Raw genomic sequence first — 15021 nt, forward strand, 5'->3', positions numbered from 1 at the left:
CTCAGGTGCGCTCGCCGTCGTCGGGCCGGGCGTCCTGGTTGTTCGTCGCGGCGCCGAGCCCGGGTGCAGCGTGTTCAAGGCCGCCAGGTGTGTCCAGGACGATCGGGTCGGGTCTCTTGGCGGCGCGGGTGTCGCCGGAGGAGGCGCGGCGGAACCGCCGGGTCGCCCAGGGGTAGACGTCGCGGCGTATCCAGGTGGCGTCCTCGCGCAGTCGTGCGGGCAGGGCGGGCCGGGCCTGGGTGTCCAGCGGTTTCGACCAGTCGGCGTCGTCGGGTTCCAACCCCAGCGCGTCCAGCGCCGCCTGAGCGGCGCGCCAGTGGCCCAGCGTGCTCAGATGCACCCGGTCCGGGGCCCACATGCGCCGGTCCTGCAGCGCTCGCAGGCCCCAGATGTCCATGACGTGGGCGCCGTGGGTGCGCGCGACGGACCAGATGTGGGCGTTGAAGATCCCGACCTTGGGGCGCATCACGGTCAGCAGCGGCCCGGCCCGGCGGGTGTCCATCCCGGTGGCCAGCAGCACGTCGATGCCCTGCTCGCGCGCGGCGCGTACCGCGCGGTCGAGGCGCGCGCCCAGGACGTCGGGGTCGCCGCCGGGGCGAAGCAGGTCGTTGCCGCCACCGATGATGGAGATCAGGTCCGGCTTGGCGGCCAGTGCCTGTGGGAACTGCTCGGTCAGGAGGATCGGGCCCAGCAGCTTGCCCCGGATCGCGAGGTTGGCGTACTCCAGCGGCGCGCGCCCCGCCCTGGTGCGACGCCCGGTCAGGGACTGGGCAAGCAGGTCCGCCCAGCCCCGGTAGTCACCGGGTTCGCCGGGCTCATCGCACAGACCCTCGGTCATGGAGTCACCGATCGCCACGAAGCGGCGCCAGCGTGGTGCGGACGGGGTGAAGAACACATCAGTCACGGTTGCCATTGTGCCGTGCCGGGGGTGTGCGGTGTTGCGGTGCCTGCTTGGTGGGGTGCTGCGGTGCCTGGGGTGCTGGGGTGCTGCCATGCCACGGTGCCGGCGTGCCCGTGTCAGGGCAGCGACCACTCCACCGGCTCGGCACCCATCTGCAACAGCAACTCGTTGGCGCGGGAGAACGGTTTGGAACCGAAGAATCCGCGCGAGGCCGATAGCGGGCTGGGGTGCGGCGACATGATGCACGGCGTGGCGCCCAGAGCCGGCTTGAGGGACTGGGCGTCCCCCCCCACAGGATCGCCACCATCGGTTGGTCGCGAGCCACTAGCGCTCTGATCGCCTGGTCGGTGATCTGCTCCCAGCCCTTGCCACGGTGGGAGGCGGGCTTGCCCGGCATCACGGTCAGGCACCGGTTCAGCAGCAGCACGCCGTGGTCGGCCCAGGCGGACAGGTCGCCGGAGGTGGGCTGGGGCGCCCCGACGTCGCTGACCAGTTCGGTGAAGATGTTCACCAGGGAGCGCGGCAGCGGTCGTACATGGGATTGGACGGAGAAGGACAGGCCCATCGGATGCCCCGGGGTGGGGTAGGGGTCCTGGCCCACGATCAGCACCCGTACGTTCGCCAGGGGCCGGGTGAAGGCGCGCAGCACGTCCTCGCCTGCCGGCAGGTAGCCGCGGCCGGCGGCGACCTCGGCGCGCAGGAAGTCTCCCATCGCGTGGATCTGCTGCTCCACCGGCGCCAGGGCCTGGGCCCAGCCCGGTTCGATGATGTGCTCCAGTGGGGTGCGCGTGCTCACCGCACCAGGGTGGCAGAAGTATCAGGCCCTGCCCGAGCGGTCGAGACGTTTGGCTCCGCGCTGGGCAGTTGACGCCGTTACAGTTAGCGCCGTTGCGATTAGCACAGACGCGGCCGAAGCGAGTGAATGACACGCGTGTGGTTTGCCTCTAGTATTGCCCCGAGCGGCTCCACGTGCGTAGGCACACGAGGTGGGGATCACGCCGCGGTTCAGCAGCCGCGGCGGGAGTCCACCACACGGAACCGCACCGGGAAGTTCAGGCACCAGGAGGATCGATGTCAGCAGCGCAGCAGATCAACGCTCACACCACCGAGCAGGAACTGAGCGAACGCGACGCTGCAATCCTGGCCTTCGAGAACCAGTGGTGGAAGTACGCCGGCGCCAAGGAGACCGCCATCCGGGAACACTTCGACATGAGCGCCACCCGCTACTACCAGGTGCTCAACGCCCTCATCGACACCCCGGCCGCCCTGGCCGCTGAGCCGATGCTGGTCAAGCGGTTACGCCGGATGCGCAGTTCCCGCCAGCGGGAGCGTTCGGCCCGTCGGCTGGGCGACCGCGCGTGATCGCGCACGATCGCCGTCGAAGGAGATAACCTTTCGGGTGTGAGCCGCCAGGACTATCCCTACGACGAGGACGAATTCGACGTCCTCGGTGCCGACCGCACGCCTCAGGGCGTGCACCGGGCACCCGTTCCGCGCTGGCGGCAGTTGCTGCCCTTCGCGATCGTGATAGTGGTCGCCCCGCTGCTGGCCTGGGCCGGCGTGAGCATCCTGTCCGGGAACTTCGGTAGCGAGCCCGACCCCACGCCGGCCGTGACCGCCACCGAGGACCAGACCGAGGAGGAGACCGAGGACGGGACCGACGACGAGACCGACGACGGCGAGAACGGGACCGACCCGGAGGCCACCGAGGAGGACGAGCCGGAGAACGGCGACGGCGAGAACGGGACCGATGAGGGCAATGGCGAACCCGAGGACGAGGCCACCGAGGAGGACCCGACCGACGATCCGGTCGATCTGGACCGGGACGTGCGGATCCTGATCCTCAACGGAGCCGGTGTCGCCGGAATCGCCGGCAGCACCGCCGAGACCCTCAACAACGAGGGCTGGACCAACACCTCCACCGCCGACTACGGCCAGGCCCTGCCCACCGACACCACCCTGTACTACCACGACGCCCAGGTGGCCGAGGAAGCCGAAGCGGTCGCCGCCGACCTTGGCATCGAGGCCACGGTGGAGAGCGCCAGCGCCGCTTCCTCCGGCATCGTGATCGTGCTCCGTCCGGACTTCGTCGGCTGAGCCGTCAGGCCTGCGCGGGACCCCTGCGTTCCTGGGTCCTGCGCCCCGAGCACCTCAGTTGTCCCGCACCTGCTCCGCGGGGGTCAGCACGCCGTCGTCCTCCAGGTGCGCCACGGTGAGCACCACCACCGCCGCACTCCACGCCAGCGGCGCCACCGCGGCCGGGGTGCCGTCGGGGAGACCTTCTCCGGGATCGCACCCAGCGGGGTGCGGTGGGCATCGACCCAGTCCAACCAGTCCAGGGCCATCTGAGGCTCGCCGTTGTGCGCGGCGACCAACGCATACAGCGTGGTCTGCGGGGTCCAGGACAGCGACTGCTCCCGCCAACTCGCGCCCGGTGCCAGCCCGCCGGCGGGCCTGCGCATCGGCGTGATCGAGTCGTGCCACGCCCCGAGGGCCTCGCTCAGGGGTTCCGGTTGGAAGGGCGGCAGCGCGAAGGCGGTGGCAGCGTCGCGGTCGGTGCCACCGGGGTAGCGGGGATAGGTGGGCCCGAAGGTGCTCTCGACAGCCGTGCGCAACCGGTCGGCGGCGGCGCCGGTGCGCAGCGCCAGGTCCATGTCGCCGGCACCGGACCAGATCCGGGTGGCCGCGTGCAGGCCGGCCAGGACCGGGGCGGCGGTGCCCAGCGTCAGGTCCTGCTCTGGGTGCTCCCAGTAGTCCGCGCTCGGCGGCGGCAGCGAGTCCGGAGTCTCGGCCTGGTGCAGTAACTGAGCGGTGGAGCGGGCCAGTAGTGGCGTGAGGTCGTGGTGGATCCGCTCACGGAGCGGGTCGTCCGGGGCCAGCGTGGCCAGGACGTGGTCGGTGGCCCACAGCACCCAACCGGTTCCGTCGGTCTGGATGCCCCGGCCATCCGGCGGTCCGGAGGCGTCGGGGAGATAGCGGGCCTCGAAGGTGCCGTCGGGGTGTTGCACGCGCTGCAGGAAGGCCAGCACCTCCACCGCGTCCCGGGGGTGCCCGGCGCCGGCCAGCGCGGCGGCGATGAAGGAGGCATCCCGCGGCCACACGTACCGCCAGTTCGGGTTGTACCCGGCAAGGGCGGCGCCGTCGTCGAGGGTCAGGGCACGGATGTCCAGCAGTGCGCCGGTGACCATCTCCTCGTAGGCGCTTCCGGTGCCGGGAACCGATCCGGCGGCGAGCCAGTCGCGGTCCGCCTGGGCTCGTTCGTGCGCGTCCCGGTGCTGTCCCGCGGAGGTATCCGGAGTGGGGGCGAGGACCCGGCTGCCGCGCAGGTAGGAGACCTCGGCGCCGGGCAGGATCACGGCCCGTTCACCGTCGGGGCGCACCTGCACGCCCCAGGCGTAGGGATCCACCTCATCGATGCGTCGTGGGTCCCACAGGTCGGTCCGCGCGAGCGCCATCCCGGTCAGCAGAGCGGCCAGGACCACTGCGGTGAGGACGATGAGTGGGCGACGGTGCATGGTCGCCCGATCCTACGAGAAGCGCTCGAGCGGGTGGGCTGCGGAGGGGGTGCGGCCCGGATCGCCGGCTGGCCACAGGGCGCAGGTGCGGCGGGGTGGGCTGCGGAGGGGGTGCGGCCCCACAGGGCGCACGTGCGGCGGGTGGGGGCGAGGTGGGATGCTGCGATGGTCGGAGAGTCGGTCGGGGCGGTGGTCAGACGGCTGTCCAAGAAGTGGCACCAGCGAAGGCCGAAGCGGTAGGAGGGCGATGGGCGAGCGAGCGGTAACCGACGTCGTCGTGGTCGGTTCCGGGCCGAACGGCCTGGCCGCCGCGGTCACGATGGCCCGCGCCGGACTGGATGTGCACCTGTACGAAGCCGAGCCCACCCTCGGCGGGGGCGCGCGTACCGAGAACCTTGGCCTGGCCGGCAACCTGCAGCACGACATCTGCTCCGCGGTGCACCCCCTGGCCCTGGCCAGCCCGTTCTTCGCCGAGTTCGACCTGCCGGCCCGTGGGGTGCAGTTCACCGTCCCCGAGATTGCCTACGCCCAGCCCCTCGACGACCAACCCGCCGCCCTCGCCTACACCGACCTGGAGCGCACCGCAGCAGCCCTGGGGGCCGACGGCGGCGCCTGGCGGTCGCTGTTCGGCCCCTTGGTACAGCACGAGCCCGCGGTCCTCGGGATCGGACTGGCCGACATGCGCGCCATCCCCGCCGCGCTGCGCAACCCCAGCGGGCTCCTCGGCGCGCTGCACTACGGCCTGCGCGTTCTGGAACAGGGCAGCCCGCTATGGAACACCCGATTCCGGGCAGACGCCGCCCCGGCCCTGTTTACCGGGGTGGCCGCCCACGGCATCGCCGGGATGCCCGGGCTTGCGCCCGCCGGCCTCGGACTGCTGCTCGGCCTGCTGGCACACACCTCCGGGTGGGCGCTCCCGGTGGGCGGGTCCCGAGCGATCGCCAACGCGATGGTGGCGGATCTGCGTAGCCACGGTGCGACCATCCACACCGACACGCTGATCCAGGATTACCGGCAACTGCCACGTGCCCGGTCCTACCTCTTCGACACCACACCTGGCGCGATCGCGCGGATCTGGGGGGACCGGCTCCCACCCCGCACCGCCACCCGGTTGCGCCGGTACCGGCACGGCAATGCCGCCGCCAAGGTCGACTTCGTGCTCTCCGAACCGGTGCCCTGGCGCGATGCCCCGGTGGGGCGGGCCGGGACCGTGCACGTGGGCGGCTCGCGGGCGGACATGGTGCGCGCCGAGGCCCAGGTGGCCGCCGGCGCACACGCTGAGCAGCCGATGGTGCTGCTCAGCGACCCCGCCGTCGCTGACCCCGCGCGCAGCCGGGACGGACTGCGGCCGCTGTGGACCTACGCGCACGTGCCCGCCGGATCGACGGCGGACGTCACCGAAGCGGTCACGGCGCAGATCGAACGGTTCGCTCCGGGCTTCCGGGATGTGGTCGTCGATGCCCGGTGCACCCCAGCGGCGCAGATGAGCCGGACGAACGCCAACTACGTCGGCGGGGACATCAGCAACGGTGCCCTGGATCTGCGCCGCATCCTCGGTGCCCCCCTGACAAGCCTCAACCCCTACCGTGCGGGCATCCCCGGGGTGTATCTGTGCTCAGCCGCCACCCCACCGGCCCCCGGGGTTCACGGGATGTGCGGCCACCATGGCGCCCGGTGGGCGCTGCGGGAACGCTTCGGGATCCATCAGATGCCCGGTCTCGGGCCGCGGTGAGAGACCCGGCCCAGCAACCAGTGGGTGCCCTTCGCCCCGTCGATTTCGTCCAAGACGGCGGCACGATCCGCGCAGAGCGAGCCCGGCAGCAGCCGTGATGAGCGTGTGACCAAAGGTGAGATACCGCACCGAAGGCCTGCGTCGTCGTCGATCCTGCTTGCACTCTCACCCCTAGAGTGCCAATAATGGCGTTAGCACTCTCGACCTGAGAGTGACAACTGTGGCCGGTAAGACGAGGTGCCGCGGGATGCGTGACGTGAACGCATGTCGGGGCATCGTCCGTCGCGGGCGTCGAACCGGCTTTCGTCCGCCAGCAGGAGGATTAAACCCGAATGGCAAAGATGATTGCTTTCGACGAGGAGGCTCGTCGCGGTATGGAGCGTGGACTGAACGTCCTCGCCGATACCGTGAAGGTCACCCTCGGCCCCAGGGGCCGCAACGTCGTTCTGGAGAAGAAGTGGGGCGCCCCCACGATCACCAACGACGGCGTGTCCATCGCCAAGGAGATCGAGCTCGACGAGCCGTACGAGAAGATCGGCGCTGAACTCGTCAAGGAGGTCGCCAAGAAGACCGATGACGTGGCCGGCGACGGCACCACCACCGCCACCGTGCTCGCCCAGGCGCTCGTGCGCGAGGGCCTGCGCAACGTGGCCGCCGGTGCCAACCCGATCGCGCTGAAGCGCGGCATCGAGAAGGCCGTTGAGGCCGTGACCGAGTCGCTGCTCAGCAACGCCACCGAGATCGAGACCAAGGAGCAGATCGCCGCCACCGCGGGGATCTCCGCCGGTGACCCGGCCATCGGTGAACTGATCGCCGAGGCCATGGACAAGGTCGGCAACGAGGGTGTCATCACCGTCGAGGAGTCCCAGGCCCTGGGCCTGGAGCTCGAGCTGACCGAGGGTATGCGCTTCGACAAGGGCTTCCTGTCCGCATACTTCGTGACCGACCAGGAGCGTCAGGAGGCCGTCCTCGAGGACGCCTACGTGCTGCTGGTGGAGTCCAAGATCACCAACGTCAAGGACCTGCTGCCGCTGCTGGAGAAGGTCATCCAGTCCGGCAAGCCGCTGATCATCATCTCCGAGGACGTCGAGGGCGAAGCCCTGGCGACCCTGGTGGTGAACAAGATCCGTGGCACCTTCAAGTCCGTGGCCGTCAAGGCCCCCGGCTTCGGTGACCGCCGCAAGGCGATGCTGAACGACATGGCCATCCTCACCGGTGGTCAGGTCATCTCCGAGACCGTGGGTCTGTCCCTGGAGAACGCCACCCTGGACATGCTGGGCCAGGCCCGCAAGGTGGTTGTCACCAAGGACGAGACCACGATCGTCGAGGGTGCCGGCGAGGCCGACGCGATCGAGGGCCGGGTCAACCAGATCCGCGCCGAGATCGAGAACTCCGACTCCGACTACGACCGCGAGAAGCTCCAGGAGCGCCTGGCCAAGCTCGCCGGTGGTGTGGCCGTCATCCGTGCGGGTGCCGCCACGGAGGTGGAGCTCAAGGAGCGCAAGCACCGCATCGAGGACGCCGTGCGTAACGCCAAGGCTGCTGTGGAAGAGGGCATCGTCGCCGGTGGTGGCGTGGCCCTGATCCAGGCCGCCGCCCGGGCGTTCGAGGGCCTGACCCTCGAAGCGGACGAGGCGACCGGGGCGAACATCGTCAAGGTGGCCGTGGACGCGCCGCTGAAGCAGATCGCCGTGAACGCCGGCCTCGAGGGCGGCGTCGTGGTGGAGCGGGTGCGTGGGTTGGAGAACAACCACGGCCTGAACGCCGCCACCGGTGAGTACGAGGACCTGCTCGCCGCAGGCATCGCCGACCCGGTCAAGGTGACCCGCTCTGCACTGCAGAACGCCTCCTCGATCGCCGGTCTGTTCCTCACCACCGAGGCCATCGTGGCCGACAAGCCGGAGCCGCCCTCGGCCCCGGCCGGCGGTGGCGAGCCGGACATGGGCGGCATGGGCTTCTGATCTGACCGATCAGATGCTCGGCTGACCAGCTGAAACACACACGGCCCCCGATCCCTCGTGGATCGGGGGCCGTTGTGGTTTCTGACGGGATCGTTGCTGGCCAGGATCGACGCGACATTGAGCGGACTCGCGCACGGGGGTCGCGCACAGGGGGTGCTGTGCTCAGGGCGTGGAGGTGAGGGTGGCCAGTTCGGCGCGCAGGTTCGCCCGGGCCGCCTCCTGCCACAACTCCCGGCCTCGGTCAGTGCGGTAGAGGGGCTCCAGTTCCAGCAGATGGCGGACGACGGCGGTGCGCCCCTTGATGAAGTCGGCGTGCGGCACGTGGGAGTACTCCGCGCGCACGTCGCGGGCGTAGCGCCGGTATCCGGTCGCCTCGCGGGCGAGGACGGCCAAGTCGGCATCGCAGAGCAGTGCGCCGTGGTGGTCACCCGGTTCGGGGGAGTGGGTGCGGGTGAGGAGTACCAGTCGGGCGACTTCCTCGATGCGGTCGCTCGGGAGGGCCTCGGGACCCAGCGCCTCGGGCCCGAGTTCGGCGCGGGCCAGGTCGGCGCTGGCCTGCTCGTCCTCACCGGGGACACCGTCGTAGACCGCGTCGTGGAACCAGGCGGCCAGCACCACTGGCAGCGGGGCAGGATCCGGGTCGCACAGCAGGTCCAGGGCCGCGAGCACATCACGTAGATGGCGCAGGTCGTGATAGCGCCGGTGCGGCTGCGCCCAGCGTTCGATCAGATCCGCGCCCAGGGCAACTGCCGCCGGTACTGGACCTGACGCGCCACGGTGAGTTACGTCGTCGTCGGGCCTGTCCTGCCAGCGTTCGACCGTGCTGCCCCAGAACGCGCTCAGCACGCGACGCAGCGTCTCGGGGCGGTCGCGCGCCGGAATCCGCAGGCCGGAGTTCCGTAGCCGGCGGATCAACTCGCGCCCACTGACCGCGATCGCGCCCCGGGCCACCAGGTCGTCATAACGGTGGGCGGGCACGTCGTAGTGGTCCATGTCGAAGGCCTGCTCGGGAAGGCCGGCACGGGTGGCGAAGTCGTGCAGTTCCTCCAGGGACTGATCGGAGACCAGAGGTGAGCGAACACCGTGCCGTGGGCCGGCCAGGTGGGCGGATCGATGAGGATAGCCACCCCTTCAGCCTAAGTCCGCGCCGGAGGAGGGGTGTGCCCCGCTACGCCCCGCCGCTCTACGCCCGCCGCTCTACGCCCGCCGGGCAGACCCCGGCAGCAGCCCCTCAGCGCGCAGGCCCAGCCGCAATGCCGTCGACAGGTGGCGGGAGCCCCCGAGCCGTCTCAACTCCGCCAGTGCGGTGCCGTTCGCAAGCGCTCGATAGTCGCCGTAGCGCACCGCCTCGATCGCCCGCAGCACGGCCAGACCGTGGGTATCCAGCGCACTGTGGCCGGTGTCGGCCAGGGGTACGAGCACCCCATCAGCCGGACGTCCCCCTGGCATGCCACGGGCCCGGCCGTAGTGGCCGGGTGTGGGGCGGGGCATTCAGGTATGCCAGGTGACCCCGGTGGGTGTGACGGTGGCGGTCAGACCATTGCTGTGCACGTGGGTGTGGTGGCGTTGGCACAGCAGGGCTCCGTTGTCCAGGTCGGTGGGTCCGCCGTGGGCCCAGAACTGGACGTGATGGGCTTGGCACCATTGAGCAGGGATCGTGCAGCCGGGGAACGAACACCCCTTATCGCGATGCCACAGGGCTCGCTGTTGGGCGCGGGTGAACAGGCGCTCATCACGGCCCTGATCGAGGATTTCGCCCTCGGTGCCCAGCACCGCGGGGATGATCGAGGCATCGCAGGCCATGCGCCGCACGGTTTCAGGGGAGAGCACCTGCCCGGTCATCGTGATGCCGGCGCCGTTGGTCTTGGACTGTAGGTCACTTAGGGGGATGGTGATGAATACTTGGGCCTTGGTGGTCTGGGGGGTTCCCTCGGGGGCGGCTACGCCCCGTTGGATGATGGTGACCAGGGCGTCGGCCCGGCGGCGGGGTGCGCTGCGCGGATCGGGGGTGCCGTCCTCGGCCGGCTGCGGTTTGGACAGCGCTGACAAGGTGGCGTCGATGATGGCCGCCCCTTCAGGGTCGAGGAAGACCCGGTACTCGGTCATCCCGCCGGCTGCGGGCAGGGTGTAGAGGGCTCGCCGGATCCGTTGCCCGTTCTCTTCGGCTTCCAAGTCCTTGGGTGGTTTGATGGTTCGCCGTGCCCGGCGCAGCAGGAGCGACAACTGCCGGTCGGTCCACCCGCACCGGCGCACCGGTGTCCCCCCTTCGGCGGCATCCCCGTCGTCGCCCCCGGCGTGGTTTTCGTCGTTCTTGTCGTTCTTCGGGTCCGAATGTTCGACCTGATCGGCTGCGCCTTCATTGATCGTCTTCATCGTGGTGGCAAGCGCCTCGACGTCGGAGATCGGTTCCACCTCGTCGTGGAACTGAATGATCGCGGAGACCTTGGAGGTGCTGATCAGCCCGGCATCGAACCCGGCAAGGGTGTTCTCCACACCGGGTGAGGGATTGTTGATCGTTTCGGCGATGCGCGCGGTGTGGATCGCTTGCCCCCGCGGTGGCGCCGGAGCGTACCGGCTCGCCACCTTGACCAGGTAGTCCACCGCCGTCATTCCCTGGCCTGCCGGCAACCCGCGAGAGATCGCTTCGGCCACGGCGTGTGCCTCCAACCGGGCCACCTCGTGGCGGATCCGACCCGCCTGCGCCAGCGCCTCGCCCAGATCGGACTCACCCACCCGCCACCACCCACCGGCAGCAATCTCCCCAACAACCGAAGCGACCTGAGCCAACGCGGCCGGTGCCTGGATCATCGGTGGGACCTGGGTGATGGACATGACACGAACCTACAACCCACCTCCGACAAACGTTCGAATCGTTTTGGCGCTGTGGATAGCGGTTCATAACGGGTGATGCTGTGGATGTCCGTCCTGAAAATGTCCTCGCCTCCAGACCCGGATCTAGCGTCAACCTTCGATTCGCGGCGGTCGCACCACGGTCTGGCGGTCGCATCCGGGGCTGGCGTCCACACCCGCATCCGTCATCCACAGCCGCCGCGTCGGGGACAACACGAACAGCCGGCGCAGGCATAGCGTGCCGGGCACCACCGGGTGACGATCCCGGACCCCAACCAGCAGGAGGCGCAGCCCATGTCCCGATTCGAAGTCGATACCGAGGAGGTCGCCCGCGCGGCCTCGGCCGCGGGTCGCTCCGCCACCGCGATCAACACCGAGGTCGCCAACATGTTCCGGATCCTCACCGCGCTGCAATCGGCCTGGCGGGGTAGTGCCTCCGCGGCATTCGCCTCCCTCGCCCAGGAGTGGCGTGGCACCCAGCAACAGGTGGAAGCCAACCTTCAGCGGATCAGTGAGGCGCTGGCCTCGAGTGCTCAGCATTACAGCGACGTCGAGAGTTCCACGACTCACCTGTTCCGCAGGTGAGGACGGGGCAGTCGCGGAGTCGCGGAGTCGCGGAGTCGTGGAGTCGTGGAGTCGTGGTGCCGCCTCGGTCGTCCGCCTTCGGGCCCGCGCCCTGCTCGTCAGCTCACGGCGCTCCGTCCGTCAGCGCCCGCCGCCCCCATCCGTCGCATCTGCCGCCGCCTCTGCGCACCGGCCGCCTCGTCGTCCGCCCGTCTTCGGGTCCGCCGCCGCGCCTTCTGCCATACCGGCAGCCCTGTCCTTCCCACCCGCCAGTTTGGTCCCTCCGCCCGAACCTGGCAGGTTTGAGGTATGGAGACCGAGGAGATCCTTGACCTGCTGCGCCAAGCCGCGGATGAGGTGATCATCCCCCGCTTCCGCGCGCTCAGCGAGGAGCAGGTTCAGGAGAAGAGCCCCGGCGACCTGGTGACCGTGGCCGACCGCGAAGCCGAGATCTTCCTCACCAAGGAACTGCAGGACGCCTACCCCGACGCCGCGGTGCTGGGGGAGGAGGCCAGTTCGATCGACCCCCGCGTTCTGGAGCGCGCCAGCCAGGCGCCGCACGTCTTCACGATCGACCCGGTCGACGGCACCCGCAACTTCGTGGAGGGCTCACCCGATTACGCCGTGATGGTCGGCGAGGTGCGGAACGGGCAGACAGTGCGCTCCTGGATCTACCAGCCCCAGCACCAGCGTGCCTATGTCGCCGAGGCCGGTGCCGGCGCCTGGTGCAACGGGGAGCGGCTCAAGCCCCTGGACCCGCCTGCCGAGCCGGGGCAACTGGTCGGCGCCACCTCCAACCACAGACTCCTGAAGCGGCCACCGCAGGACCTCGCGCCGTTGGAAGAGGCGTGGTGGTCGTGCGGGATCGACTACCCGCGCCTGGCCAGCGGCGAGGTGGACTACCTGGTGTACAAGAACGACTGGCCCTGGGACCACGTGCCCGGCGCGTTGTTGGTGGCCGAGGTCGGAGGAGCCACGGGCCGGCTGGATGGCAGTGCCTACGACCTGGTCACGAGGAGACCGTGGGTGTTGACCACCGCGAGCCGGCAGGTGATGGGAGCGGTCGGAGCAGCGCTGGCTGCCGTAGTGGGATGAACGACGACGGCGCCCGCCCGGCCGGCGAGGACGCGTCGCGACGGACCTGGCACAGCCAAGGGACCCAGCGCACCCGGCGCGCCTGGGTCCACCCAGCCCCGGGCCTCGCCGTGACCCACAGCCGCCTGGACCACACCGCCAGCGTGATCCTGACCCGCGAAGAATCATCCGGTGCCGCCTCCGCCCTGGTGGTCGACCCGTGCTGGGCCCCGGAGGAGTTGGACGCGCTCGCCGCGGACGTGCGCACCTGGGGCCTGGATGTGGTCGCCGGGTTCGCCACCCACGCCCACTACGACCATGTGCTGTGGCACCCGGACTTGGGTGATGTGCCGCGCTGGGCCTCGCCCGGGACCGCCCGGCTCGCGCGTACCCACGCCGAGGACAACCGCACCGGGCTGCGCGCCTCCGTGGCAGGTTGGACCCCCGAGTTGCTCGACTTGGTCGGGGCCGTGCGTGCGTTCCCGACTGAGGATCACCTGCGGGACTGGGCCGAGGTCATCGTGCACGATGCGCATAGCACCGGCCATGCCGCGCTCTGGCTCTCCCAACCTCAGGTACTGATCGCTGGCGACATGCTCAGTGACATCGAGATCCCGATGTTCGCGGAGACCGGTGCCCAGGCCTATCTCGACGGTCTTCAGGCGCTGCGCCCCTACGCCCACGCCGCGCAGGTGCTGATCCCCGGCCACGGCACGATAACCGATCAGGGTGCAAGCCGATGGGCTGCTGATCAGCGTTACGTCGAGGACCTGCTCGCCGGCCGCGAGAGCGCCGACCCTCGCCTCGACACCGAGTCCAACCGCGGCCACCACGCCCACAATCTCGCTGCGTTGGACTGACCGCTGGCTCGCTGTGCTGTGCTTGGGTGACCCTGCGCTGGCTGTAAAGCGCTGGTTTGACGGCTCTTCCGGTTTGAGGGTGCGTTGAGGGGCTGATCAGGCGGCGTGGTGGGCCTGGGAGCAGGTGGGCCTTGGGTGAGGATTGGAGGTGCTAACCAGTCCGATCCAAACACCCAAGGCCCGCGATGAAATCTACCTGCTCTGCCGCTGTTTCTGGTTGCCCTGTTGCTGATGTCATCTGTCGCACCGCGGAGTTGGACCTGATGATCACCGGGGCCAGCATCGACGCCGCAGACGTCACCATCATCCAGGCCCGACCGCGCCAGGGGTTGCCGTTCTGCCCGTCCTGCGGGGCCGAAGGGGTCCTGCGGGATCACGTGGTGCGGGTGCTGACCGACGTACCGGTGGCCGGCCATCCCACCAGGTTGCACGTGAGCCTGCCTCGCTATCGGTGCACCGGGACCCAGTGCCCGCAGCGGATCTTCCAGCAACGGCTGGACTGCGCCGCGGTGGGGGCCAAGACCACCAACCGGTGCACCCGGTGGATCCTGCAGCGCTTGGCGATCGACAAGATGAGCATCAGCGCCGTGGCCCGGGCCCTGGGACTGGGATGGGACCTGGTCAATAACCTCGCGGTCGATGCCGCCCGCACCCTGGTCTATGACGACCCGACCCACCTGGAAGGGGTGCGGATCTTGGGGGTCGATGAGCACAAGTGGAAACACGTGCGCGGCGGCGGTGAGGACTCGTATGTCACGATCCTGGTAGATCTGACCCCCACGATCGAGGGCACCGGGCCGGCGCGGCTGCTGGATGTGCAAGCAGGCCGTTCGGCGACGGTACTCACCGACTGGTTGGCCGAGCACACCCAGGAGTTCCGCGACCGCATCGAGGTGGTCACCATGGATGGCTTCACCGGCTATCACAGCGCCACCAAAGAAGCACTGCCGCAGGCCACACCGGTGATGGACCCCTTCCACACGGTGCAACTGGCTGGGGAGAAACTCACCGTCTGTCGTCAGCGCCTGCAGCAGCAGATCCACGGCCACCGGGGCCGCAAGGAGAACCTGCTCTACCGCGGCCGGCGAACACTGCTGACCCGGCAGTCGCTACTGACCGATGAGCAGATCGCCCGACTGCAGCGGCTGTTCGCCGAACACGAGGACCACGCGGCCTTGGAGGTCTCCTGGCACATCTACCAGGACATCATCAGCGCCTACCAACACCCAGATCCGGCCGCCGGCAAGAAGCGCATGCAGGCCCTCATCACCAGGCTCCGGCGCGGGCTACCCGAGGGGCTGGAGGAACTCGCTCAACTCGGCCGCACGCTCTGGCGCAAACGAGACCAGATCCTGGCGTTCTTCGACCGTGGCGGAGCCTCCAACGGCCCCGTCGAAGCGATCAACGGACGCCTCGAAGCCCTACGCGGCATCGCCCTAGGGTTCCGCAACTTCGACCACTACGTCCTGCGCTGCCTACTGCACTCCGGCCAACTGGCGACCCGGATCAATGCACTCTAAAACCGGAAGAGCCGGTTTGACCGCGGATTCGCTTCGCTCTGGTG

12 protein-coding genes and 2 pseudogenes are annotated in these 15021 nt (G+C 69.6%); 8 read left to right on the forward strand and 6 right to left on the reverse strand.

What is annotated here, in order from left to right:
• Nucleotide 1: 1 nt before the first annotated feature.
• Both ACRRRO_RS10945 and ACRRRO_RS10950 read right to left on the reverse strand, forming a co-directional pair.
• On the reverse strand, nucleotides 2–913 hold the full coding sequence (locus ACRRRO_RS10945; RefSeq protein WP_434081528.1) for an SGNH/GDSL hydrolase family protein: 912 nt from the start codon (nucleotides 911–913) through the stop codon (nucleotides 2–4).
• Nucleotides 914–1017: 104 nt separating this feature from the next.
• A pseudogene (locus tag ACRRRO_RS10950) lies at nucleotides 1018–1697 on the reverse strand (uracil-DNA glycosylase).
• Nucleotides 1698–1972: 275 nt separating this feature from the next.
• On the opposite strand from ACRRRO_RS10950, the gene ACRRRO_RS10955 reads away from it, so the two are divergent.
• Nucleotides 1973–2263 (forward strand): DUF3263 domain-containing protein, encoded by a 291-nt coding sequence (locus ACRRRO_RS10955; protein ID WP_424789034.1) that lies wholly within the window; start codon nucleotides 1973–1975, stop codon nucleotides 2261–2263.
• Between the two features lie 39 nt (nucleotides 2264–2302).
• A complete protein-coding gene (locus tag ACRRRO_RS10960; RefSeq protein WP_424798202.1) occupies nucleotides 2303–2998 on the forward strand; it encodes a LytR C-terminal domain-containing protein in 696 nt (231 codons plus the stop codon).
• An 83-nt stretch (nucleotides 2999–3081) separates the two neighbouring features.
• Here ACRRRO_RS10960 and ACRRRO_RS10965 read toward each other — a convergent pair whose 3' ends face one another.
• Nucleotides 3082–4416 carry a glycoside hydrolase family 15 gene (locus ACRRRO_RS10965; RefSeq protein WP_434081529.1) on the reverse strand — a complete coding sequence of 445 codons (1335 nt, stop codon included), beginning with the start codon at nucleotides 4414–4416 and terminating at the stop codon, nucleotides 3082–3084.
• A gap of 247 nt (nucleotides 4417–4663) precedes the next feature.
• On the opposite strand from ACRRRO_RS10965, the gene ACRRRO_RS10970 reads away from it, so the two are divergent.
• Both ACRRRO_RS10970 and groL read left to right on the forward strand, forming a co-directional pair.
• A complete protein-coding gene (locus ACRRRO_RS10970; protein ID WP_424798204.1) occupies nucleotides 4664–6148 on the forward strand; it encodes a phytoene desaturase family protein in 1485 nt (494 codons plus the stop codon).
• Between the two features lie 332 nt (nucleotides 6149–6480).
• Nucleotides 6481–8109 (forward strand): chaperonin GroEL, encoded by a 1629-nt coding sequence (gene groL, locus ACRRRO_RS10975; protein WP_424789038.1) that lies wholly within the window; start codon nucleotides 6481–6483, stop codon nucleotides 8107–8109.
• Nucleotides 8110–8271: 162 nt separating this feature from the next.
• On the opposite strand, the pseudogene ACRRRO_RS10980 reads toward groL, so the two are convergent.
• The 3 genes and pseudogenes from ACRRRO_RS10980 to ACRRRO_RS10990 all read right to left on the reverse strand — a co-directional run bounded on the left by ACRRRO_RS10980 (nucleotide 8272) and on the right by ACRRRO_RS10990 (nucleotide 10941).
• Nucleotides 8272–9236, reverse strand: a pseudogene (locus tag ACRRRO_RS10980) (DUF4031 domain-containing protein).
• 70 nt (nucleotides 9237–9306) lie between these two features.
• Nucleotides 9307–9600: a hypothetical protein gene (locus ACRRRO_RS10985; RefSeq protein ID WP_424798206.1), complete on the reverse strand. Its 294-nt coding sequence runs from the start codon at nucleotides 9598–9600 to the stop codon at nucleotides 9307–9309.
• On the reverse strand, nucleotides 9601–10941 hold the full coding sequence (locus ACRRRO_RS10990; RefSeq protein ID WP_424798207.1) for a DUF222 domain-containing protein: 1341 nt from the start codon (nucleotides 10939–10941) through the stop codon (nucleotides 9601–9603).
• Between the two features lie 312 nt (nucleotides 10942–11253).
• On the opposite strand from ACRRRO_RS10990, the gene ACRRRO_RS10995 reads away from it, so the two are divergent.
• The 4 genes from ACRRRO_RS10995 (at nucleotide 11254) to ACRRRO_RS11010 (ending at nucleotide 14977) form a co-directional block, all read left to right on the forward strand.
• Complete coding sequence (locus tag ACRRRO_RS10995) at nucleotides 11254–11544, forward strand: WXG100 family type VII secretion target (RefSeq protein ID WP_424789043.1); 291 nt, start codon at nucleotides 11254–11256, stop codon at nucleotides 11542–11544.
• 288 nt (nucleotides 11545–11832) lie between these two features.
• Nucleotides 11833–12618: an inositol monophosphatase family protein gene (locus ACRRRO_RS11000; protein WP_424798208.1), complete on the forward strand. Its 786-nt coding sequence runs from the start codon at nucleotides 11833–11835 to the stop codon at nucleotides 12616–12618.
• The gene (locus ACRRRO_RS11005) at nucleotides 12615–13457 is read left to right on the forward strand and encodes an MBL fold metallo-hydrolase (protein ID WP_424798209.1); all 843 of its coding nucleotides are present in this window, start codon (nucleotides 12615–12617) and stop codon (nucleotides 13455–13457) included. Before ACRRRO_RS11000 ends, ACRRRO_RS11005 begins: the two co-directional genes overlap by 4 nt.
• A 185-nt stretch (nucleotides 13458–13642) precedes the next feature.
• Entirely contained in the window at nucleotides 13643–14977 is a 1335-nt protein-coding gene (locus tag ACRRRO_RS11010) for an ISL3 family transposase (RefSeq protein WP_434081530.1), read from the forward strand.
• Nucleotides 14978–15021: the final 44 nt, after the last annotated feature.

The sequence above is a fragment of the Sanguibacter sp. Z1732 genome (assembly GCF_051020515.1).
Classification (GTDB): domain Bacteria; phylum Actinomycetota; class Actinomycetes; order Actinomycetales; family Beutenbergiaceae; genus CALKWS01.